Source organism: Pseudomonas hormoni (assembly GCF_018502625.1).
GTDB classification, from domain to species: domain Bacteria; phylum Pseudomonadota; class Gammaproteobacteria; order Pseudomonadales; family Pseudomonadaceae; genus Aquipseudomonas; species Aquipseudomonas hormoni.
In genome coordinates this window covers 1,533,749-1,555,016 of the sequence record NZ_CP075566.1, presented here as the reverse complement: position 1 = coordinate 1,555,016, position 21,268 = coordinate 1,533,749, and the positions used below count along the sequence as shown (strand labels likewise).

The 21,268-nt window shown below is 57.2% G+C and carries 21 protein-coding genes and 1 pseudogene; 3 read left to right on the top strand and 19 right to left on the bottom strand.

Translation table 11 applies throughout. From position 1 onward, the window contains the following. Positions 1 to 1,698 precede the first annotated feature (1,698 nt). Positions 1,699 to 1,908, top strand: a complete 210-nt coding sequence (locus KJF94_RS07345) for a hypothetical protein (protein ID WP_214382262.1) — start codon at positions 1,699 to 1,701, stop codon at positions 1,906 to 1,908. 160 nt (positions 1,909 to 2,068) lie between these two features. Here the strand turns inward: KJF94_RS07345 and KJF94_RS07340 are convergent, their stop codons facing one another. Then, a complete protein-coding gene (locus tag KJF94_RS07340; protein WP_214382261.1) occupies positions 2,069 to 2,701 on the bottom strand; it encodes a hypothetical protein in 633 nt (210 codons plus the stop codon). 182 nt (positions 2,702 to 2,883) lie between these two features. Here KJF94_RS07340 and KJF94_RS07335 point away from each other — a divergent pair, with 182 nt between their 5' ends. Next, on the top strand, positions 2,884 to 3,222 hold the full coding sequence (locus KJF94_RS07335) for a hypothetical protein (protein WP_250548230.1): 339 nt from the start codon (positions 2,884 to 2,886) through the stop codon (positions 3,220 to 3,222). On the opposite strand, the gene KJF94_RS07330 is transcribed toward KJF94_RS07335, so the two are convergent. From KJF94_RS07330 to KJF94_RS07295, 8 genes are all read right to left on the bottom strand, one after another. Then, positions 3,191 to 3,721: a lysis system spanin subunit gene (locus KJF94_RS07330; protein WP_214382259.1), complete on the bottom strand. Its 531-nt coding sequence runs from the start codon at positions 3,719 to 3,721 to the stop codon at positions 3,191 to 3,193. The two genes, KJF94_RS07335 and KJF94_RS07330, sit on opposite strands and share 32 nt — an antisense overlap. Then, on the bottom strand, positions 3,721 to 4,146 hold the full coding sequence (locus KJF94_RS07325; RefSeq protein ID WP_214382257.1) for a cell wall hydrolase: 426 nt from the start codon (positions 4,144 to 4,146) through the stop codon (positions 3,721 to 3,723). The genes KJF94_RS07330 and KJF94_RS07325 overlap by 1 nt, the downstream gene beginning before the upstream one ends. 76 nt (positions 4,147 to 4,222) lie before the next feature. Next, positions 4,223 to 4,912 (bottom strand): hypothetical protein, encoded by a 690-nt coding sequence (locus tag KJF94_RS07320; protein ID WP_214382255.1) that lies wholly within the window; start codon positions 4,910 to 4,912, stop codon positions 4,223 to 4,225. A 296-nt stretch (positions 4,913 to 5,208) separates the two neighbouring features. Beyond that, positions 5,209 to 8,298, bottom strand: a complete 3,090-nt coding sequence (locus tag KJF94_RS07315; RefSeq protein ID WP_214382253.1) for a TipJ family phage tail tip protein — start codon at positions 8,296 to 8,298, stop codon at positions 5,209 to 5,211. Between the two features lie 58 nt (positions 8,299 to 8,356). Continuing rightward, positions 8,357 to 8,944, bottom strand: coding sequence for a tail assembly protein (locus KJF94_RS07310; RefSeq protein ID WP_214382251.1), 588 nt, complete (start codon positions 8,942 to 8,944; stop codon positions 8,357 to 8,359). A gap of 812 nt (positions 8,945 to 9,756) precedes the next feature. Next, positions 9,757 to 9,999, bottom strand: a complete 243-nt coding sequence (locus tag KJF94_RS07305; RefSeq protein ID WP_214382249.1) for a hypothetical protein — start codon at positions 9,997 to 9,999, stop codon at positions 9,757 to 9,759. Between the two features lie 506 nt (positions 10,000 to 10,505). Continuing rightward, positions 10,506 to 11,315, bottom strand: a complete 810-nt coding sequence (locus KJF94_RS07300) for a C40 family peptidase (RefSeq protein ID WP_214382247.1) — start codon at positions 11,313 to 11,315, stop codon at positions 10,506 to 10,508. 2 nt (positions 11,316 to 11,317) lie between these two features. Beyond that, positions 11,318 to 12,001 carry a phage minor tail protein L gene (locus KJF94_RS07295; protein ID WP_214382245.1) on the bottom strand — a complete coding sequence of 228 codons (684 nt, stop codon included), beginning with the start codon at positions 11,999 to 12,001 and terminating at the stop codon, positions 11,318 to 11,320. Between the two features lie 99 nt (positions 12,002 to 12,100). On the opposite strand from KJF94_RS07295, the gene KJF94_RS07290 reads away from it, so the two are divergent. Then, positions 12,101 to 12,358: a hypothetical protein gene (locus KJF94_RS07290; protein ID WP_214382243.1), complete on the top strand. Its 258-nt coding sequence runs from the start codon at positions 12,101 to 12,103 to the stop codon at positions 12,356 to 12,358. A gap of 7 nt (positions 12,359 to 12,365) precedes the next feature. On the opposite strand, the gene KJF94_RS07285 is transcribed toward KJF94_RS07290, so the two are convergent. The 10 genes and pseudogenes from KJF94_RS07285 to KJF94_RS07240 form a co-directional block, all read right to left on the bottom strand. Further along, positions 12,366 to 12,731 (bottom strand): hypothetical protein, encoded by a 366-nt coding sequence (locus KJF94_RS07285; RefSeq protein ID WP_214382241.1) that lies wholly within the window; start codon positions 12,729 to 12,731, stop codon positions 12,366 to 12,368. Next, positions 12,728 to 14,683 (bottom strand): hypothetical protein, encoded by a 1,956-nt coding sequence (locus tag KJF94_RS07280; protein WP_214382239.1) that lies wholly within the window; start codon positions 14,681 to 14,683, stop codon positions 12,728 to 12,730. The genes KJF94_RS07285 and KJF94_RS07280 overlap by 4 nt, the downstream gene beginning before the upstream one ends. Continuing rightward, positions 14,680 to 15,018 (bottom strand): phage tail protein, encoded by a 339-nt coding sequence (locus tag KJF94_RS07275; RefSeq protein ID WP_214382238.1) that lies wholly within the window; start codon positions 15,016 to 15,018, stop codon positions 14,680 to 14,682. Before KJF94_RS07275 ends, KJF94_RS07280 begins: the two co-directional genes overlap by 4 nt. A 44-nt stretch (positions 15,019 to 15,062) precedes the next feature. After that, positions 15,063 to 18,100 (bottom strand): annotated as a pseudogene (locus tag KJF94_RS07270) (phage tail tape measure protein). A gap of 27 nt (positions 18,101 to 18,127) precedes the next feature. Further along, the gene (locus KJF94_RS07265; RefSeq protein WP_214382237.1) at positions 18,128 to 18,400 is read right to left on the bottom strand and encodes a DUF1799 domain-containing protein; all 273 of its coding nucleotides are present in this window, start codon (positions 18,398 to 18,400) and stop codon (positions 18,128 to 18,130) included. Between the two features lie 47 nt (positions 18,401 to 18,447). Then, positions 18,448 to 18,831: a phage tail assembly chaperone gene (locus tag KJF94_RS07260; RefSeq protein WP_214382236.1), complete on the bottom strand. Its 384-nt coding sequence runs from the start codon at positions 18,829 to 18,831 to the stop codon at positions 18,448 to 18,450. Between the two features lie 9 nt (positions 18,832 to 18,840). Further along, the gene (locus tag KJF94_RS07255) at positions 18,841 to 19,488 is read right to left on the bottom strand and encodes a phage tail protein (RefSeq protein ID WP_214382235.1); all 648 of its coding nucleotides are present in this window, start codon (positions 19,486 to 19,488) and stop codon (positions 18,841 to 18,843) included. Between the two features lie 390 nt (positions 19,489 to 19,878). Further along, on the bottom strand, positions 19,879 to 20,295 hold the full coding sequence (locus tag KJF94_RS07250; RefSeq protein ID WP_214382234.1) for a phage tail terminator-like protein: 417 nt from the start codon (positions 20,293 to 20,295) through the stop codon (positions 19,879 to 19,881). Further along, positions 20,292 to 20,888, bottom strand: coding sequence for a hypothetical protein (locus KJF94_RS07245; protein ID WP_214382233.1), 597 nt, complete (start codon positions 20,886 to 20,888; stop codon positions 20,292 to 20,294). The genes KJF94_RS07250 and KJF94_RS07245 overlap by 4 nt, the downstream gene beginning before the upstream one ends. Continuing rightward, positions 20,885 to 21,256, bottom strand: a complete 372-nt coding sequence (locus tag KJF94_RS07240) for a hypothetical protein (protein ID WP_214382232.1) — start codon at positions 21,254 to 21,256, stop codon at positions 20,885 to 20,887. The genes KJF94_RS07245 and KJF94_RS07240 overlap by 4 nt, the downstream gene beginning before the upstream one ends. Positions 21,257 to 21,268: the final 12 nt, after the last annotated feature.

The following is a 21,268-nucleotide window of genomic DNA, read 5'->3' as shown; positions in this document are numbered from 1 at the left end:
GGCCGGGCAAGGAGCCGTGCAGTTAAGAAAGTAAGCCCACCCTGACCAGTTGCGGCCACTCAGCATTTCTCTGAAACAGCTGGCAGGGCGAACTACTGAACCTTATTCGATGTGAGTTAGCAGCGGATTTGGCACCGACCAGGACCTTGCAAGAGATTCCGAGCTGACCGCTAGAAGCCGCGGCCGACGGATCTTTCGAGGGTTCAGCGGCACTCAATCGGTGCCAACTACCTGCAAAATGGTTTGTCACCAAAACAGCAAGAAGTCGGGTGAATTTGTGGTCTGTTTGGCACTGCGGTTTGGGCCCAAAAACGTCGAATTTGGAGGTATGAGGCAGGCTCTCGGACGCGATGGTTTGATTCCAAATCGGCCCCTGGGCCTTGTAATCAAAGGGTCTTCAGAAGGCCCACAGCCCGTCAGCAATCAATTCGAATAGATGCGCCCTCCCCGCGCTCTGTTCCGTTTCCCTAGCGCACAATCGGAAGTCCGGCCTAAAGGTGCTTCCGTTTGTCTTCAAAGGCACGGCCCGCGTGACGTACACGCCTGTTTCGCGGATGTTGGATGGTGACCTTTAAGAACGAAGAATCGGAACTGAGCTTCCAGGGTTTAGCGCCGCGGAGCGGGTGAGGAAAAACGCCCTAATCGCCCGGAAACAGGGCGTTTGGCAAGGCTATCTGACATGCGAAAAAGCTGAGAAAGGAAGAGAAATATCAGACAGGATTGGTGCCAATGGCAGCGCGAAAAAGGGCCAAAAGCGGCGCGAACTCACAGCCCTAATCGCCCGGAAACAGGGCGTTTGGCAAGGCTATCTGACATGCGAAAAAGCTGAGAAAGGAAGAGAAATATCAGACAGGATTGGTGCCAATGGCAGCGCGAAAAAGGGCCAAAAGCGGCGCGAACTCACATTCGAGAGAGGCTTTCTCGTATATCAGCTAATCCCTGATACCCAACGTCAGCATTCCCCGCAAATGTCACGCACATGAAAAAGGCCAATGCTGTGAACATTGGCCTAAGTCATTGAAAAATATGGTCGGGACGGAGTGATTCGAACACTCGACCCCTAGCACCCCATGCTGGGGACTGTATTGACCCAAGCATTTGTTTTATAAGGATAACAGCCTGTTTTCATGGTGGCAAAACATCCGTTTTTTTGTGCTTATGCAAACGGAAACACGCGGCCTCCAGAGGTGATTTTGCGCAATATCATCTGCGATCTTTCTGAATTTATTCACCCCTCAAGGCCTCATATTTGTTAGGCATCCTGCCAAGTTCCGAGAGGTCTGAAAATGCCAAACTCAAAGTCAAAACCAGCTGATTCCGCCAAACCAAAAACACCGAATCTTCCCAGTAAAACCGGCGGAAAATCCGGAAAGAAAAGAGGAAATGCAGAACCTAAGCAAAAATGATCGTGCACAGGAACCGCATTGGCCGCGCCCAGGAACACCAATGTGCTGGGCGCGGTTCTGCAAAAGTGGGCGCCACCATGTCAAGGTGACCGGGAGCCAGTTTTAATCTATTGATTTGAAAGGGAAATAGGGTAATTTTCGATACTCTCAAAACAGGCACATCACCCTATAAGAATCAATAACTTAGCGTTGTATATTCCTACAGTCGTACCCCCCTTCTCCGGCGTTCTGCCGAACGAGTGCCAATCCTTTTTTGACTGCTACGCTTTCCTCAATCCACTGAGGAATCCCGATGCCGAACTCTGACCTGCTCCCCTCCCTTCTCTTCAAGATCAACGAAAACCAGCTGGCCCTCGAGGCGGCGATCATGGAACTGACAAATTGGGTCGAAGCCCATGGCTCAGCGGAAATTGCCGACAACGTGCGCGGCGCCCTGGACACCATCGACAAGAACGAAGAGTTCATCAAGTTGACGCTCGCGGTGCTGATGACCCCCGAGTGAATGAAAACGGCCCTGTTAGACGGCAGAGCCTTGTGACGATCGACGTCGGCCCGGATGGCAAAAAATGAAGTTGGAGGCCGTTTAGTATTGGCATGCGTTAAGTATCTGCCATAGAGAGCACAGCTTTATCGAAGCCTCATCCTATAATATTCCAGCCTGCTCATTTCCAGAATTTGCTCATCCACACCTCGCTATTCTTGGCATCCATAAGCCTGTAATGGGCAAACCCTGAATTGACTGAGTCAAGGTAGCCAATTGCATAAGTTACCGGTTCGATGCGAGTGCAAGCATAGTTTTGCGTTGGGTGAGCTTTGGGACCGTCAGAGGCGCTAAGAATAGCAATTCCAGCTTTGGCTGCGCGCGTGCTTGCAGGGATGTTCTGTTTTGCACCCTCCAAGGTGTTACACGCAAGGACCGGCTTTTCCAGCCTCACCATGTTGGTATTCTTGCCATAGGCAAACTCGAGTTGTTGCTGTGTCAGCCAGCCCAACCCTGGATTTGCCCCCCTATTCTCTTTATCGATCTGGATTTGCACGATGCCGTTAGCGGCGGTACCTGGAACTATTCGATAACTTGCCGGGCTCTTCCAAAATGTACACCCGCTGTTATCCGCCAGAACAAACTCACGCATACGGTCTTCATTTAATCCAAGCCGGGACAGCTTTATGGCCTGAGATGGGCTATCGCAGACCATCATGTACACACCAATCTCGTTGTAAACATCGTCTGCTGCTTGTGCGATCGAGGCACTACAAACCAGCATCAGGCTCATGAACGCATTGCGTAGGGTCATCACTTTATCCTTGTGGGCAAAAGGCCATTATCCCATACGTATCCCTGCGGCTGTCTAGGACCTTCAGTCAACAGCATTGACTTGCTCTTGCGGCTTTCTGCCGAGCTGTTCGTCACTTCGGCCTCGCCTGAACCGCCACACTCGATTACTGTATATCCAAACAGTATCGACAAGGCGTCGCCGTGGAACCGCACGAAATCGAAGATACCAGCGACTGGCTGGGCTCTCCAACCGAGCTTGAAACCTGCCGTCAGTTCTTGCGCATGTACGAGAACGAAGTGCAGGAGCTCACCCTACAAATGCGCAATGCCAGAGAGAACATCTTCGGCCTGGTGCAAATGCACGCCGACGTGTCCAATGAGCGGGACAAGCTACGAGCAGAGTTGAACCGCCTTAAAGAAGAGCATTCCGAACTCTCGAGCAAGGTTTACAGCCTCCAGCTGATAGCCGACCAGCGAGATCACCTGTTTAGAGAAAACCAGAGGCTGCTCATAGAGAAGCGGGAGCGACAATCTCCCTGATGTATGCCTGGCACGCCTTTAGCGCAATCAGTCCCTGATCACCGGCGTCGGTAATGGCGACAATTCGTTGAGCATGCGCTGGGTCAAGTGGGGCGCGCGCTCCTCCATGAACCACGCCGACGGCTTCGGTACCGGTTGACACTGAACAGCCACTGGCTGGATCCGTGGCGTCGAGAAGGACTGACAACCGCAAATCAGAAGTGGCAAGGCGATCGCGCAGGCGAGCCTGGTTGGTTTGAGCATCGCTCAGTTCCTTGTGGTGGGTTTGGTCACTGACCGACAGGCGCTGCTCGAGCGCAAGCCGCTTATCTTGATCAGCGCGGACCTGGGCAGCGGCGCCGCTGCTGATGGCCGACAGGTCATCGGCGTGCAGGCGACTTTGCTCGGCCAACTGCTGACCGTAGCGCCAACCTTGCACCTTCCATGCTCCCGCCGCACTTCCGCCCATCAACAACACAATCAACACCAGCAGAGCTATCAGCTTTTGCGCCGGCGTCATCACGGCACATCCTTGAAGAAGATGTGGCCACCAATCTTCAACGTTTGCTTGGCGTCCCTCGCCCAGATCGGCGCCTTCGGCATCGCAGTGGCGTAGTAATGCGTGGCGCCTCCGGTCGGATCTGGCACCTTTCCGTCAATCACCTGGTCAGCGGCGATCCGCGCTTGCGAAAGTTCGCGGAACGGGATCCGCTTTATGCCGATCAGGAAGGCATAGTTCGGGTCGCTCTTGTTCCAACAACTGAACTGAAATGGCTTCTGGCACACGCCGGCGTAGCCCTCGCCCCACCAAGATGTAGCCTTGCCATCCTCCACACGGTTGCGAACAGTCCAGGCCACGGCGATCTGGCCGGCCGTACTTTCGCCGCGTGCCTCGCCCCACAACGTGCGGGCGAGAATGTCGCGGTCCTTTTCAATCACAGGCATAACTTTTCTCCAGGCAAAAAAATACCCGCTCGATGGCGGGTGGCAGTAATCAGGATGGTTGGGGTCAAGACCTCGATCAGTAACCGGTTACGTCCAGGATTAGAAAGCTGTAGTTATAAAACTCATACGAAAGAGTTGGCTGAGTGCCAGGCGTGGATGATGCGTTTATGGTGTCCAGCGTGTACTGCCATGAACCGCCTGAGCATATCCCTCTGCCCCCCTCTACCACGACTGTGACAACTGGCTGCCCCTGGCTTACGGTTCTCCTCAGCCAAAAGTAAGGCCGCATCTGAACGGCCACAGCGATAGTCTTTCCGCTCACGCCGCCGCTGATAACTTCTCTACGGCCGAGGGTTCCAGACCTCCTGTCTAAAATCTTCATGTACTTGCGTTCGGAGCTGTAGGCGATGTTTCCGGTGGCCGGATTACGCACCCGCAACCCTATGATTCCGCTCGTGCCGCTACTGGTTGGTTTGGGGGTGCCGAAAACGTAATAGTTTATGGGCGGGGATATACCTCCGGACACGATGGCGTAAACCCTGCACACCGTATCGCTGATCATTACGGACCAGCAAGAATAAGCACCGGCCAGAGCCACCACGGGGAACAGCTCGCCAGATGGCAACGAGAAGTCCGCGTAGCGCCCCTCGGTCCCGCCTGAAGTCAAGTAAATGGTCCCTGACGCTACAAGCTCGAAGTTTCTGTAGTTGGAGTCGATTTGAGCTGTCCCAAGCGCCCCTTTTACCCTGAATCCTGCATTTGCCATTTACTAAACCCCGTAAGTAATCCAGCAGCCGACCGGTAGATTTCCTGTGCCGGTTCCGGGGAATGACCACGACAAGCCTGACAATGATGTGACGATCAATGGCGCGGGCGTAGGTCTGATCGCGGCCTGTTCAATCACCAGCGGAATAGCCCATCCGGTGCCATCTCCAAACTCGGGAATGCTGATGCCACCCGGACCTGCCCCCGTGTAAACGCGGCCGATGATGCGAGTAATCCTATCGGTGATCTCAAGGGTTACGACGCCCGTAACCCTGTCCCTGATCCTCAGCCCGACAGTCAACTCAACACCCCCAATTCCACCACCACAACGTTGGTTGTCGTATCGGTGAGGTAAAAGCCCTGGTTGTTGAGCTTCAACCTGTACCCGACACCGGTGCCGTTGAACTTCAAGGTGCCACTCTTATCGAGCTGCCAGCCTTTGGTATTTTCCACGTAATCGGTCGATTGAATGACGTTGCCAATCTTCGCGTTCGTGATGGATCCGTCCTCGATGAACGCCGCTTTGATGTAGGCAGTGTTGTTCTGGACCACGAACGGATAGAAGATTTCTGACGCATTTGGATCGACGATCGCAAACCGACTGGCTGCGATCAGTACCTGGCTGGTGATGATCCCCTCGTCGTTCTCCACGCCTACACCGATGCCAGCCAGGAAAGGCTTTCCATCAACGGTGAGCTGAGTCTTGATGCTGTACATCGCGGCCAGCTCGCTTTTCATGGCCTCAATCTCAATCGACGCCCCTCCCCCGGAATCGATCTTCTCCAGAAGGTGCTGGCTCAATTGCGTTTCGGTAATCTGGTCATTCAGATAGTCCAGAATCGGGCCGGCATCCGCAGAGGACTGACCAAACACCGGACCAAAGAACGCCCCGACGTTGCCGATTCGATCCACCAGGCGAGCCCAGAAAAAGAACGTTTTGCCTGAAGCCAGCCCCATAATCGTCAGGTCGGTCTGCGGATACGCGTAATCCCCAAACTTGAAGGCCTCGGCGATCTGGTTTGTTTCGCTGTACCAGATCTCGGTGCGCTGCAGGTCGGCCGTGCTCAATTCCTGTGGGATGCCCCACTTGAGCTTGATGCCGAACACAATCGACTCGGCGGTGAACGATGAAACCACTGGCGGCGGCGTGGTCTTGCCGTTCAGCACCGTCTCCGCGGAAGTCGCGAACACCGAGCCGATGTCGAGCGAGTTGATCGCCCGGACCTTGGCCACGTAGCGACCGGCGTAAATCCCGCTTACATCGATCGAGGTGGTGCCGGTGCGCCCCGCAAAGATCCAGTCCCCATCGTTCTTGCGCCAGTAAACCTCGAAGGCGATCGCGCTTGGCGGCCGATCCCACTCGATGGTCATCACGCTGATCGCGCTGCCCTGGTCGACAAAGTGGTCATTGCTGACGGTGACTGTCGATGGTGGGCGCTGCACGCTCGGCGGAATGACCGTGATCGGTGGCCGCTCAATGCGGGTGCCATTATCGATGGCGCCATATTTGCTGGAGTTGTGGCGGACCGCGCTGATCGTGAATTTGATTTCAGAGTCCGAGAAGTCTTCCGCGACGGACATGACGCGGAACTGCTGAACAGCCAGGGTCGGCGAGTCAATCGCCCACATCGAATGGCGCGGCGGCAGGTCGTCAAGGTCTTCGGTCAGCACAACCTGTTGCACTTCGGACGGAAAGCCCGTGGTGTCAAAGGTGACATTTCCGTTATCCCAGGTAATGCCGGTGCTGTCCCATGTCAGCGGATAGCCAGAAGACTTGATGATGCGAGATACCGCTTTGCCGTTGGGCATAATCAGCGTGATGGTGTCGCCCGGGTAGGCCGTCACGTCAGCATCGAGGACCAGGGTGTCGAGCGTCGACGAACGCAGTCGGCCACCGATGCGGCGCCCTGCCCGGTCATTGTCGGCCACTCGAATGATTTGGCCCGGCCTGGCCAAGGTCCCGTCCAAGCCGACGGAAAAATCCACGCTCTCAGTTTCCAGGCGGTTGGTGAGCAACGCCCACTTGCCGATGCGATGGGCTTGGGCTTGCGAGGTGCAACCAGTGGCAGTGATGTCTGTTTGCTGAATGCCGTAGCGAGTGATCCCAGCTTGGTCGTCGACATACTCCACCTTCTGCCGATAAAAATCTGCTGGGTCGTTCCAGCTCACCAGTGCGACGGTATAGCGAGATTTTTTGGCCGAGCCGGTGTATTTGAACTTGCCCTCGATCACGTTGGCGTTTGAATAAGTGAACACCGGGTCTTCAGGAATGTCGGCCACGGCCATGACAGAGCCGGCCGCCCAATAAGCCATGCCTCGGAAGGTGGTGGCCAGATCCTGTAGCACCTTCAGCGCATCGGCTCGTACCGATAGATACAGGTTGCAGGTGAATCGCGGTTCAGTGCCGCCCTTCCCATCAGGCACGGGTTGATCGCAATACTGGCCGATCCGATACAGTTCCCACTTGTCGACCTGGCCAGCGTTCAGCAGGTGACCAAGGCCATAACGGAAGTGGAGCAACAGGTCGTAGAAGATCCATGCAGGGTTATCAGTCCATGCATTCTTGAAGCTGCCGTCCCAAATACCGGTGTAAACCCGGATCTCTGGGTCGTAGTTGCTCGGCACCCTGATGATCCGACCAAACAGGTCAAACGACCGAGAAGGAATCGACTGAAACTGCGAGGCGTCGAATTGCAGGCCAATAAGGGCAGAACCCGGGTAACGCAGTTTCGCGTCGATGACCTCTGTGATGGCTTCGACGTTGGTGGTGTCTGCAATCGCGCCACTGGTGGAGTTCGGAGTCAGACGAACAACACGCACTGTCCAGCCGCTACTGGCCTCGGGAAGGTCAATGCGGTGGGACCTTTCGTACTTCGTTGAGGTTTTGCCAGTGAACGCTGGAGACAGGATGGGAACGAACGGGCCGCCGTCAGTCGACAAGTCAATCCGATAGGCGACGGTGAAGCCGCCAGTGTCGCCGTTTGATGTATTGGTCTGAGCCAGGCGCGGGGTGGAAAGCCTGATACGGACTGCCGACAACTGCAGGTTGCTTACGGACCGCACCCACGGCTGGCTGATAGTCAGTTCGACCCCAATAGCAGTTTCACTTTCAACAGCAGGAAAGCCGGCGATGTGCGTTTGATCTTGGCTGCCAGTGCGAGCGTCGAGCGTCACGCCGCTGAAGTTAATGCTGCCGTCAGCATTCGCCAGTTGGGTTTCGTCGAGAAAAACCGAGCGCATACCGCTGGCCAATCCGCGGATCTCACCCTCACTTACCAAATCCAAAATACGGGCGTAGGCGATGCTTTGAAGGCTGTCGGGCGCCTCAACAGACGGACGCGGCTTCGACTCGCCGCCCTTGCGGCCGGTGATTGCGAGATTGGTCATGGCTTTCCTTCAGGCGAAAAAAAACCCGCTCATGGCGGGCCTGCTGGCGGGGTACGGGCTACATCTGGTCTTCGGAGTAGATCCCGGCGCTGATCACCGCGCTGCCGACAATCATCCGACCGTAGAGCAGCGGCACGCAGCCGCCTTGGACGCTGGTGTTTACGGCGCCGTTGAAGCTGTAGCTGGGTCGGTTATTTGGGGAGTCTTGAGTGCCGAGTCCTTTGGCTTGCGGACTGAGCATTTGAATTGCACCTCCAGCTGCCAAGCCGATACCGACCGGCAGCAATGCCTGAAAGCCAGGAATGAAAGAAGCGGCAATCAACACAACACCCACGATTGTCTGAAGGAGGCCAGCGCGTTTCGAGCCCGCAATAACTGGAACAATACGGATGATTTTGCGCCCCGTGGGTTTATCCAGGTCATCCTCAGAAATATTTTCCTTTCCATTAAAAATGGCGAACCGAAGCCCCTTGCTGGAACTTTCCATCATGTACTTTTCAAACCCAGGGAACTGCGATTTGAAGTAACCCATGATGTCGCGAAAACCACCCGAGGTAGTCAGGCGATGCTCACGACCAAACAGGCGACCAAGAGAGCCCGACAGGAAAACTGTTTGCATTTTTTCTTGTGAGTTGCCGTACGACATATTTTCTCCAGGCGTAAAAAAACCGCCCGTGGGCGGCAGTAGAAAACGGGTGTTACAAGCATCTATTCAGCGCAGCGGAAAGTCCGCCTCGACCAACCTGCGACCATGACGCTCGCTGATAGTGTCTTACCAAGCTCCCGCTACCCTGATCGGACGCCTCGATGCTGAGTACGTCGTCGGTCTGACCTGTGTCCGTACCTGCAACTATGCGGTAGCCGGTTGTCGTCTCACTCATGACAGAGGTTGAACGATAATCTTGCCAAGCCGGATATACGCAAAGAGCTACATCCTTCGGTGACTTGGTTGTTGTGTGATTGCTCACTGGCTTGCCAGCCATCAAATCGGAGGGTGTTGTGCAACCCGCCAACAACGCCACCACCAACGCCCCCATCAAAATCCGCATAGATACCGCTCCTTGTGAGATCGGCAGACGATAGCATTCGGCGGGCAGAAACGAAAAAGTCCAGCATTCGCTGGACTTCATATAAATTCGCGTTAATCGGAACCAACCTACCTCGGAGACCTGAATGACAGATACCTCTCTCACCTTCAAATGCCTCGGCCACACCAAACGAGACGACGGTTTGATTGGGCGCTACCACCTAGAAGTGACCGATACCCGGAGCGGCAAGACCGTGACGATCTCTGTCGAGCCCAGACACCTTGCGTCAGCCCGGAGCATGAAACGGGTCCTTCTAGATCGGTGCATGTTCTATAAGGCAACACGGGCGTCACACGACCAGATGCTTCTTGAGATGCTGGATCCGCAGACTGCTCAATCAGAGAGCCAAAGCCTGGTCTGAAGTGCTCCGTCACAAGTTAGAGCTGATCTCGATAATTGCAAACTTCCGCCCTTCTCCTTCTGTCGCAGCTGCGAGCTGGGGTCGGCGCGCATCATCGCGGCTCAATTCCACGTTGAATGCCGATACATCGTAAATCTCGAATGGCCGCACCAAGTATCCGGGGGTCACCACATCAGCGTCTTCGCTCGTCACTAGTACTTCAAGACTTGGATCGAGCGTCTGCAGTTTTTCGATGAGCTCTTCGACTTTCACAGGAAATCCTTTCGCTTGGTGCGCTACAAGCGCGTTAGCTCGCAGAATACCACTCGCCAGATGCAAAAAGCCCAGCGCGGGCTGGGCTAGTCGTTGCAGTAAATCTACTTTCGATAGAAACGCCGAAAAACCGTTTTGCCGTCATAGAACCGCTTGCAAATTTTTCTAGATCCAAGCCCACACAGCAGGAAAACGGCACCGAAGACGATCCACAACAATGTCGAGTTAGTCGAAATGAAGGCATGAACCAGTTTGGCTCCCCACCATCCAGCAATGACACAAAGAATTAGGAAAAACACAGCAACACCCTGTGGAGTGCCGTAACGAATTTCAGCCTGACAACCCCTGCATACGTGAGCGCCCCAAGGCACCTCGTTCATACAATGTGGACAGCTAATAGTGTGATTGCTTGCCACGACTCATTCCTTTGATTGGTACTGAAAAGCCCCGAAGTCTACGACATTCGCAAATACCGAGATATCCCTAGGCGCATTTTCCATCCCTGTTTACCGTCCAATGGAGACCCGCGGCTCTACTGCTTCTTTAGTTGATCGTGCATCTTTGTGCCGCCAGTAGCTGACGGTGACCTCGCCCCAGTACCCGCCGTATGTGTCCCTTTTGCTGTCTCGGCCATAGAGGTGGTGCAGGATCGAGCCAGGTGCCGGGTAATGCTCGGGCTCGGTCTCCAGAACTCCGGTTTCCAGATAGACCCCGGCATGGTTCGGCACCGGCGAGCGGATCTGCATCAGCACCAGGTCCCCATGCTTCAGGTTCGAGACCTTCTCGAAGCCGGCGGCGGGCAGGTTTTCCAGGTACAGATTACCGCCCTTGTCCCACCAGCCATCCTCGCGCTCGTAGTTGCCGAGCTCGATGCCCATCTCGCGGCGGTAGAAGTCCAGGATGATGCTCAGGCAGTCGTGCACGCCGTGGGCGAACTTGCGGCCAATCAATGGGGCTTCGTAGCCAACGGGCGTAAAGCTCACCAGCTCACCAGCGCGCACCTGGTCGTCCTCACTTTTCCTGACTTCGAGAATGTGCCAGGGCAGACCGGATGCTTCGCAGGAAACCCGGTCGGCTTCGCTCGGCGCCGCCGGATAGTCCGGGTGACTGTGCACGACCGCCAGCACCGGGCCACGGTCCTCGGCGGCGGCATAGTCTTCCGGTGCCAGCCTGAAATGCTCGCTGGGCGTCGAAGCCGTATTGCGGCAAGGGACGTAGACTTCTTTGCGCCCCTCGCGCACCAATAGCCCGCAACATTCCTTCGGATACTCGGCCAAGGCGTGACGCTCGATCGCAGCGCGATTTGCTTTGTTCATGGTCAGTTCCGAATCAGGCCGGCGGCCGGGAATGAGCCGTACGGCAGAGGGTTGTTTTCGCCGAAGCGCAGCTTGCAGCTGGTCAGGCGCCCGCCACATTTGTCCTTGGACGCGTCGGTGACAATGATGTCGTTTTCATCAGCCACCGGCGGCCCGTTGTAGCCGCAGTACGGACCGCGGTAACCGCCGCAGCTCAGCCACCAACAGACGTTGGCCACGATCTGCCGGCGCGGCAGTTGCACGCCGGCGAAGTCCAATGCCGTGGCCAGTTCGAACTGGACCGTTTCGTTGTCCTCCGCAGCCTTGCGCTCGACGTACCAGATATCCGGTGGCAGCTCTTCGTCTGGATCCGCTTCAGGCTGTCCGTCCAGGTACTTGCCCAGCGTGCGGTGTCGAATCAGCTTCGCGCCCACCAGATCCTCGAAATACAGGACCAGAGCCGTGATGAAGCCGCCGACGTTGCCCACGGACAGTGTCGGTGTTGGCTGTGCGCCCTGCCCGGTCATCTCGAAGCCTTCGGCCTTGATCGGCCACGGCGAATACTCCTCGCCCTGCCAGAAGATCGACGACTGCTGCGGGTAACCGTGGAAGCGGTACAGCTCGGCGCCCAGCACCGTGGCATCGAGCTCAAATAGCTCCACCCACGCGCCAGGCTCCAGGGTCTGGATATCGGCCGTGATCGGCATCGTGTTTCCTCAAAAAGAATTCGCCAAAGGCGGTTGGCAGATCAGGAGGTTTGACAGTTATGGGATGTGAGCTACGTTCATCGAAACTCAGGAGATCCTATGAACATCACCGATGAAGTGCAGATTTCAAAACAGCTGGTAGATGCTTTCGACGTCCACATAAAAACATCAAACCTTCTACGATGGGTCAGATGGCGTCATACAGACGGATCGAGCGACACAGTGAGCGGCATGGATTTAAAGCTCACAGCTGTGGGACCTTTCGTCAAAATCGAACTAACGAAATCGGAAGTTTGGTTGATACGAGCAATCCACATCGACTCGATCAGCACAAAAGAATTGAAGCCGAAGGTTTAGCAGAAGATCAGCTCGGGCGTGGCGGTCTCTTCGTGAGGTCCGGGTAGTCGGGATTGCCATCCTTCCAGTTGCGCAGCGCGATCCAGTACGCCTTCCATTCGGCTTCTGTACCAGGCAATGCGTCGGGGTCCTCGAATTGGATTGCAGTCACATTATCCTTGGCGACTGGTAGCTCTACATCACGCCAAACGCTTTCAAAAACTGCCGCTTTGGAGCGCAGTGTTTCCTGTGTAACCGCCCAACTGCCATCAGCCTGCGCTGTGTAATCAGTCGAATTATCGCCTTCAGGCCTGGGCTCTTTCATTATGATCCATCCCTCCGGACACTCGCCGCCAACCTGCATAAAACTAGACCCAAGCTCCGCGTAATTCATGCTTTCACCTTCCATACTTTTACTCGGAACGGGAGTGCTCCTGTTGAGATTGCGCCCGGCGCGGTGCTGTTGACATAGCCGCCCACGTTGTAGATCAGGTATGTAATGGCGGTCCTTACGACAATCGTGTCATCCACCTGGCCGCAACTCGCCCCGCCCGCAACTGCGCCCGCGGCGATAGGGTAAGCGCAGTACCACTTACCACCCGACAGGAACTCTACTTCGGTGATCACGTTAAAGCCCGGAAATGGGTTGGCTGAAATGTATTGCGCGTTGAGTGCAGCGGTGGCCGGCGATCCTGCTGTTCCACCATTCGGGTAAATAATGATGAAATCTGTCGATGCCTCCAGCGCCGCGATCCGCGAGCCCTGCGAATTAACACTCGTGGCCAGCGCCGTAACATCAACGGTTCCGGGGTTGCTCACGCCGGTCGCACCAACAGTCACCCAAACAACCGTGACGTTTGTGCCGCGGGTTTCGGGACCTACCCGTGGAGTTCCGTTTGAGCCATCGGCAAGATATCCCGCAGTTTGATATGCCCAGTCGGTGCTGGTATTTCCTGCAACCCAACTGAGCGCCGCCGCTGATGGTCCGGCGACAGAGCCCCCGGACGACGCCCCTGATCTAATTGAGCGGTTGTGCGCTTGAAGCTGGTCAAGCTGAAATAGCCCCGGAGTACCCGCCGAGTTCTTGCCATGACCGCGAAGGACGGCGGCGGCGGGCGTCAGGCCGTCAGAATATTTGCCATTGGTGTCAGGCATGCGGAACGTGCTCGTGCCGTTACCTGTGGACGGCTTGCCGCGCTGCAACGGATCAGCGATCCAAGTAGCATCTGAAATAGCCTGCGAAGAATACAGCGCCCACAGATCAGGCCAGGTTGCGCGATCAACAAGCTGCCCATTATCAGGCAGCCCGCCGCCAGGTATCGAGGCCTCGGAAAGCGGCCAAGCGATCTTCATCCCAACCCACATCCCACCAGTTGCAGCGCCACCGTCGGCCGCCAGCATCTTGCCGGTGCAGCGCCAGCTCCCGCCTCCGAGTGATGTGAATTGCAGGACGTCGCCTGCGGCGGTGGTGATGCTTGCTGCCTTTGGCAGAATCAATGACGTCGCGTGATGGGTCAGCGTGACGACACCCGCGAACACCAGCGTACGCACAGCGCCGCTGGCGATGGAGTCAAATCCGGTGATGCCGGTGGTTCCGGTGATCGTGATCGTGTTAGCCGCCGAAGCGCCGATGGCGGGTGTCGCCGAACTGGCGATGGTGACGATGTCGGCGCTGTTCAACGCCCCGGTCAGCTTGCCCCCAGTCTTGTCGAACTTTCCCGCCAGCTCCACAACCGCATCGCTGACTTGTTTTTGCAGCTTGCCGATACCGGTCAACACGCTGTCTGTAGCGACCACCGCCGCATTAATCGAGGCGTCCAGACCAGTCAGCGCCGCCGATCGGACCCGGGCGGCGGTGTGGTAGAGATTGGTCGTACCCTCTGCCACTTGGTCGGTCGAACCCGGCGATGACGGGATCATCACGAAGGCCGTACCGCTCCAGCGATACTGCCGAGTTGGATTGCTCGGACTGTCGCCGTCATTGATCGCGATGTAGATCTTGCCGGTCTCGCCAGTGGCCGGAAAGTTTGCCAGGGTCGGAAACTCCAGCACGTCGTCGACATAACTCGGCAACTGCAATGCAGGAACGACACCGTTGACCAACTGCGCAATAGAGCTTCCTGCCGCACTGCCTGGAATCGCTGCGTCGGCCTTCGCCTGAGCCGCTTCCGCCGCGGCCTGAGCAGTGCCCGCATGAGCAACACCTTGCTCCGCTTTCGCCTGGGCTGCTGTGGTGCGGGTATCAAGCTCCGAAAAATTGGCGTTGATGACCGCCCCGCCCGACCGCAATGTCTGCCCGTTACCGTCGTTCGCAGCCCCGCCAATGTTGATTGGATCAATGCTCATGGGTGGAATGCCTGTTCGAAGGTTGCGGTCAGCATGTAGACGTCACCACCTGCATGCCGGGGCTGGTATTCGGCGCACTTGAAAAGCGCTGTGTCACCCAGCGGCTCAGTCCAATAAAAAGGGGTCGCGCCTCTTTGCCTGTCGAGGAAGGCCGCGATTTCCTTGATCCTGGCCTTTGGACCCGAGAAGGTCAGTGGCCACGACTGTGTTTTGTTGTTGATACCGTCCTCCGTGGTCTGCTCGTAGCCATCGCCAAATTTGGCTGACTTGGTGCGAAAGGTGACCGTGCCGGCGGGTTCCTTGTTGGGCACCCAGGTAAAAGTTTCCGTTGCCATGCTTTTCCCCGGCAAAAAATAACCCCGCCGAAGCAGGGTCTGGATTATCCGCGACCGTTGATGGCCGCCCATATTTGGCCGCCAGGCCGCAAGTCTCTGGCTATCTGCTCTTGTGCGCCCTGTTTGGCGGCACGCGCATATGCCTGTGCAACTGCTTGGCCGCCCCCATCGTCAGTGGCGGCCCCCTGACCTTCAGGCACGGCGAACGTCTGCTGGATTACCACCTGGTTGCTGCTTGAGCCCTGCTCTCCACTGCCGCCGATTGACATGACGCCCAGCTTGCCATTCGCAGTGCGGGTCAGTGGCATGATGGCCTCGTCCCCCGCCTCACCCATCACCCCGGTCTTGCCGTTGGCCATGCCGAACGCAGTCGGCTTGCTGACGATGGAGTTGGTGAAGGCTCCGCCCTCTGCAAACATCTGCACGCCCGATGACCAGGCACCACCTTTGGCTTGAATGCTGCCTGGAGTGAAACCTGAAAGGTCTCCCGAGTACCCACCCTGCGTAGACCCCGCCGACGATGCTCCGCCACCGAAGTAACTGGTAGCGGCGCCGAACAAGCTGCTCAGGAGTGCCGAACTGGCTTGCCGTGTGGCAATCCTCGCCATATCCGCCAAGATCGACTTCGCAAAATCCGCGAACGACAGCTTCCCGGTCATGGCGAAGTTGACGACCGCGTCTTCCATCGAGCTGAAGGCGTTGGCAAACAGGCTTTTCGTCTGCCCAGCAACGTCTCTCGCCGATTCCAGGTAGTTCTGCCATGCCGACGATGCGCCGGCGCTCCAGTCACCCTGGGCCGCTGTCATGTCGTCGTAGTTGGCCTGTACCGTGTCATGCAGATCCTGCTGTGTGGCTTTCAGCGCATCCAGCTTGGCGGTGTACTCCTCGAGGCTCATGCCGCGCGAACCATCGCCATACTGGTTGGCCAGTTCAAGGCTTTGCTGGTTGAAGCGATCGTCGATGCCGTTTTGCTGATCCGTCAGCCCGCGCTGTCGATCACCCTGGCCAAGGCCAGAAGCCGCACGCAACCCCTGCTGACGGAGCGTATCGACCTGCTGCTTCAGGGCGCTGGTGTAGGTGTTTACGGCCAGGGTCTGCTTACGCAGGCGGCCTTCTTCGTTCGTGGCAATGATCGACAGTTCACTGTCGCTATCCTGCTGCGCCTTGACCATAGCGCTGCGGGCGTCGGCAATCTTCTGGTCGATCTGAATCAGTTGCGCTGCAGTCGTGCCTTTTTTGTCTTGGCAGCTTCCAGCGCATCGATTTCTGACTGGTAGCCGTGGGCAACTTCCTCGGCCTGCTGTTGCAACAAACTGACGCGTTGTTCGGTGTAACTCGCCTGCGAAATGACGCCGGCGCGCTGTGAAGCTTCGAGCTCCTTGTCTGCGTTTTTGTAGTAGGCCAAGGTTTCAGCCAATACGTTCTTCGCGTTGTTGAAGCCGGTCAGGTCGACGCTGCCCGCAGCACCCTTCGGATCCTTGAACTTATCGTTGATGTTCGCCAGGTTCTTGTCGATCGCGGACTGATCAAGCCGTGAGTCGTTCGGGTCGACCTTGCGAATATCGTCGAGCTGTTTCTTGTAATCCTTGATGGCCTCGGCGCGTTTCTGCTCATTGGTCAGCGACGACTTGGTGAGCGCGTCGATCTTCGACATCGCTGTAACTGCATCGCGCTGTGCCTTGGCCTGCTCACCATCGTATTTGGCGATGTCGGCCGCCGCGGCCTTCTGGTCCTCAAGCATGTTGAGCTGATTGCTATACAGCTCAACCATCTCTTTCTGGTTTTGGAAGGCACCAATATCACCAGCCTTGGCTGACGCTAAATTGCGCTGGGCCTTCTCGATATCACCGTCAATATCGGGACGACCGATGTTCTTCAGATTGTCCGCAGCACGTGCTACAGCGTTGTAACCCTTTTCCCAGAAACTCAGGTTTTCGAGAATCTTCGGCGTGCGCTCATTGATTGCGTCCGCATATTCCTCGGTCGCGAGCTTCACCGCGCCAGCATGATCGCCCTGCTCTTCCAGCGCCGCGATTTGCGAGTACACCGAGGCTGTCAGGTAGTGGTACTGCTCGTTTAGCGCGGCCGATGCTTTGACCGGCTCATCAGCAATTTTCTCGAACTCAGCAACCGTTTCCTTGATAGCCCTGCCCGTAGCCTCCTGCATGGAGACAGCCGCTTGGGCGATGCCAGAAAAGCTTTCTCCTGCGATCTTGCCATTGCCGGCCAGCAGTGCGAGCACTTCGGCTGCTTGCCCGGTTGAGCCCACAGTTGCGCCGACTTGCCGAGCCATTACACCCAGCTGCTCTGCGCTCACTCCCGCAGAATTGCCAGTCAGAATCAGGCCCTTGCTGTACGCGTCTTGCTCCTCGCTGCCCTTGTAATAAGCGTATGCCAATGCGCCCACAGCAGCGGTTGCCAGGGCGATTGGACCGAGGACGGCAAGCAAGCCTGCGGCGGAAGCGCCAGCTCCGGCCCCCAACTGTGCGACCGCGCGAACACCGCTCCCCCAATCCCCTGACGACAGAGCGTTGCCCAACTGAACGACATTTTCCTGCGCCTGGCGGCTGCCGAGCTTCAGCCTGTCAAAGCCTGTGGCTGTTTTTTCGAGGGCTGCGTAATTGCCGTTCAGCTTACCCAGCGCAGAGTTGTACTGATCCTGACTAATGCGGCCGGCATCGAGGTGCTTGCCCAGCTGCTCGACCTGGCCGTCTAATTTCGCCATGGCGGCGCGGGCCGGATCAATCGCACCGAGCAGGCTGTTCAGCGCCTTCTGTTCGTCCAGGGTGGACTTGGCCAACGCTACCTGTTGCTTGTCGAGCTGCGCGGTGATTTTGGTAAATTCGGCTTCGCCATAGGCGCCGGTCTTTGTGAGCTTTGCCAGACTCTCGCGCTGCTTGGCCAGTTCCTGTGTAGTGGTCGCGCCTTTCGAAAGCGACTTTTCCAGCGCTTCCATCTCTTTCATCAGGCCGACGGCGGATTGCTCAGCGCGATCACCAGCCTTGGTCAGCTTGTCGAGATCGGTTGCAGCGTTGGCGGCATCAGCCGAATCGACCTTGATGCCGAGTTCTGCAATGTTCATCGACTCACCTTGAATAAGTGCCCGCCTTCACGGGCTGTTGTCGCGTGCTTTGGCCATGACCGCGATGGCCTCCGATTCCATAACGCGGATGTCCTGAAAAATGCGCGGGCGATCCTTGGCGGGAACGCCGACAAGTTTCATCACATCTGGCAGTACGCCGTAATCGAGGCCGGTCGCGCCGCATGTGCCTATGCGCCACTGAGTCCACATCGAATCCATGACGAGGAACGACTTCCAGTTGTCCGGCCAGACTTCGAAGGTTTCGTCGTAGTCCTCGGGCGAAAATCCGAACACCGCCATTTGCTCGGCAGAACTATCGGCCTCATAGAGCGCACGGGCAGCGGCAGTCAGTTTCCCAAGCGGGCCTTGCCGAATGCTTCGCTGTACGCCTTCACGACAGCGTCCGACACTCCGATGCAGCTCTTCACCAGAGCAGTTATCGACTCATCGTTGAGCTTGTCGCCAAAGCCCCACGACACCACTAGATCCTTGATTTGGTCGACGCCCTGCTCTACCTCTGCTGCAGTAATTTCCGAGAGGGTCGGTTCAGTCCCTTTGAAGCGTTCGCCGATGGCCGCTGCTTTTTCCTTCCAGGAGTCGAACAGCTCGGCCAGTGCGGTGCGGTCGCGATACTTGAACGTGAATGGCACCATTGCCGGTTTACCGCCGACCTGCGGGATAGCCACATCGACAGTGAATGTCGGCTTTGGCGCGATGGAAAACTTTGCCATGGGAACCCCTTAGGCGTTGTAGCGGGTTGGGCGAGAGGCGAACGACAACGTGATGGTCCGCGTCATGATGTTGTTGCGGCTCAAAGTCGGGGTCGCGGTGATCGACACGTACGCGTAGTAGTAAATGGTCGCGCCGCCCGGCAGGTTTGCACGCACCAGTCGCGGCTCTTTATCTTCGTCCGCCGCCTCAACGATCGCGACATAAGCCTGGGCGGGATCATCAGCGACTGGCAGCGTCATGCTGCTGGCCGACTTGTTGGTCGGCAGCTGACGGTCGTCATCGTCTTCAAGGAAGCCGTAGATGAGGAACTGCTGCTCACCGCCGTTGGCCGCCGGCTCAGTAATCTGTGCGATCTGCGTCCAACCAGAAGCCGCACGGACTTTGCCCGCACCGGAGCCAGCTGGGTAGTTCTTCACGCTGGTGGTGTCCACACCTTCAGCCGCGAACTCGCCCGCTTCCGAATCGATGACGCGGGCCGGGCGGCCGTTCAGCTTCGCCCAGGCAGAGTCGATGACAATTACGTCACCATCATTGAGGCCGTGCGCCGCAGCCGTGAGAAGCGCTGGCTTTGCGTTGGTGATGGCGGTGAAGGGTTTCGCAAGGCTCAGCGTGGCCGCGATCTCGAACGTGGTGCCGTTGGGAATCCTGACGCTCATGGGTTTTCCTCTTTGCAGAAATGACAAAACCCGCTCAATGGCGGGTTCTGGGGGGTTGCCCAACGGGCGAATTTTAGATGCTGCTATTCGACTTTCATGTTGCTTCGATACTCCTCCAGTGGGATGCCAGACTTTGAGCCGACGACCGCGCCGGCGAGTCCGCATTCTGGACAGCACGCGTGCTTGCCCTCATACCACCTGGTGATGTCACTCGGGATCAGCCACAGGCCACAACCAGTACAAAGGCACTGCTCACTGGCAACGATTTCCGCTCGATTATCCCAGCAATGGTTGTCTACCATCTCGCCCAAGACCTGCAGCCGCTGTTTCCTACTTTCATCCATAGTGAACACCCCTTCATCATTTCTCAGGGGATTCTACCTGCGTCGATCAGTTGGTGTCGGCTCGGTAAAGGAGCGAAACGGGCACGGTGAAGGTTGTGTCGTCTGGGATGCCAGGGCCTGGGTGAACTGGGCTCATGGTCACCACCGTCAACGGCCCCTTCGTGTTTCGTTCGTACAGCGGGAACAGCGCGGCGATCTGGTCGGCAATGACGCCGGCGTCCCCGCGATACTTGCCCGATGGCGTCACGATGCTGACCTGAAACACGCCGGTGTACAGCTTGTGGTCGCCGCCAAGCGTGTTGCTTGCGGTGTCGGCCGGCAGCGTGAACGCCTTCAGGTAGGTTTCGCCATCGACCGGCTTGTAGGTCTCGTTCTCGACGACGACCTTCAGGGGCGTTGGCCTGGCTTTCGCCCAGGCGATCAACTTGGCCTCATAGATCGAGGCGACGATGTTGTGGCTCATACCTGGTTGTTCCTGATGGCGTCATCGACGATTTGCTGGAAGCGGGCCACAGTGATGCGGACCATGCCACTGGGGGCCTGGGTCGAGTGGCCATATTCCAGCGGTATCGCATACGGCAGGTTGTTGATGAGGTAGGCCGTCTGCCCGGCGGTGAAGTCGCTGACCGCGGAGACCAGTGCAGCAATCGTCGCCTGGCCGCCGGGATCAACCTCGTCGAAGGTGACGCTCTCGACTACATCGATCGACAGGTGCCAGTTCGCGCGGAACCGGCCGCCGACGTAGCCTTCGGGCGCGACGATATCCATGCCGTCGTTCAGCTTTCGCCCAGGCTTGAGGCGTCCCGCCTTCGTAAGGTTGGCCTGATTGCTACGCAAGTCGCTGTTGTGATCGTCTACGGCTTTGTTGTACTGGCTGGCCACTGCGTTCTGCGCCCAGATCTCGGGGTTCCCCACTGGTGACATGCGGATAACGCTGCTGCCAACCTCGATGATGATCTCGCGCAGACTAGCGTCGATGGCTTCCGTGGCCTGGGCCGCAAATTCTGCGAGACTCATCGCGAAGCTGCCGGACTGACCGGAGCCGGCGCGGCTCATGACCGCACCTGCAGCTCATACAGAATCGGCGTGCCGGCCGGGTTGATCTCTTTCAGCGGCGGAACGATTGACCAGGTGCGGCCCTGAACGATGACCTTGTTCAGCAGCTCCGGCGCCCACGCCAAATCCTGCGCGGCGATCTTGAGCTTCTTGTCGCCCCGCTTGATGAGGCTGTTGTTCTGGAATTCTTGGCCGGAGAAGTCGAGCAGGATGCCTTGGGCGGTTTGATCGGTGACGGTGTCAGGCGGTGCACTGCCGGTATCCGGGTCGTACTCGCCGACGGTGGTTGCCCGAATGATCACGGGTTGGCCGAACTCTGTGATCATGTCCAGAGCCATCACGGCCATTTCGTCGTAGAAGGTGGCCATGGTGCTCCATTT

Coding starts and splice junctions, on each gene's coding strand:
- KJF94_RS07345 (WP_214382262.1), top strand. CDS start 1,699: ATGCCGAACTCTGACCTGCTCCCCTCCCTTCTCTTCAAGATCAACGAA.
- KJF94_RS07340 (WP_214382261.1), bottom strand. CDS start 2,701: ATGACCCTACGCAATGCGTTCATGAGCCTGATGCTGGTTTGTAGTGCC.
- KJF94_RS07330 (WP_214382259.1), bottom strand. CDS start 3,721: ATGACGCCGGCGCAAAAGCTGATAGCTCTGCTGGTGTTGATTGTGTTG.
- KJF94_RS07325 (WP_214382257.1), bottom strand. CDS start 4,146: ATGCCTGTGATTGAAAAGGACCGCGACATTCTCGCCCGCACGTTGTGG.
- KJF94_RS07320 (WP_214382255.1), bottom strand. CDS start 4,912: ATGGCAAATGCAGGATTCAGGGTAAAAGGGGCGCTTGGGACAGCTCAA.
- KJF94_RS07315 (WP_214382253.1), bottom strand. CDS start 8,298: ATGACCAATCTCGCAATCACCGGCCGCAAGGGCGGCGAGTCGAAGCCG.
- KJF94_RS07310 (WP_214382251.1), bottom strand. CDS start 8,944: ATGTCGTACGGCAACTCACAAGAAAAAATGCAAACAGTTTTCCTGTCG.
- KJF94_RS07300 (WP_214382247.1), bottom strand. CDS start 11,315: ATGAACAAAGCAAATCGCGCTGCGATCGAGCGTCACGCCTTGGCCGAG.
- KJF94_RS07295 (WP_214382245.1), bottom strand. CDS start 12,001: ATGCCGATCACGGCCGATATCCAGACCCTGGAGCCTGGCGCGTGGGTG.
- KJF94_RS07290 (WP_214382243.1), top strand. CDS start 12,101: ATGAACATCACCGATGAAGTGCAGATTTCAAAACAGCTGGTAGATGCT.
- KJF94_RS07285 (WP_214382241.1), bottom strand. CDS start 12,731: ATGAATTACGCGGAGCTTGGGTCTAGTTTTATGCAGGTTGGCGGCGAG.
- KJF94_RS07280 (WP_214382239.1), bottom strand. CDS start 14,683: ATGAGCATTGATCCAATCAACATTGGCGGGGCTGCGAACGACGGTAAC.
- KJF94_RS07275 (WP_214382238.1), bottom strand. CDS start 15,018: ATGGCAACGGAAACTTTTACCTGGGTGCCCAACAAGGAACCCGCCGGC.
- KJF94_RS07265 (WP_214382237.1), bottom strand. CDS start 18,400: ATGGCGGTGTTCGGATTTTCGCCCGAGGACTACGACGAAACCTTCGAA.
- KJF94_RS07260 (WP_214382236.1), bottom strand. CDS start 18,831: ATGGCAAAGTTTTCCATCGCGCCAAAGCCGACATTCACTGTCGATGTG.
- KJF94_RS07255 (WP_214382235.1), bottom strand. CDS start 19,488: ATGAGCGTCAGGATTCCCAACGGCACCACGTTCGAGATCGCGGCCACG.
- KJF94_RS07250 (WP_214382234.1), bottom strand. CDS start 20,295: ATGAGCCACAACATCGTCGCCTCGATCTATGAGGCCAAGTTGATCGCC.
- KJF94_RS07245 (WP_214382233.1), bottom strand. CDS start 20,888: ATGAGCCGCGCCGGCTCCGGTCAGTCCGGCAGCTTCGCGATGAGTCTC.
- KJF94_RS07240 (WP_214382232.1), bottom strand. CDS start 21,256: ATGGCCACCTTCTACGACGAAATGGCCGTGATGGCTCTGGACATGATC.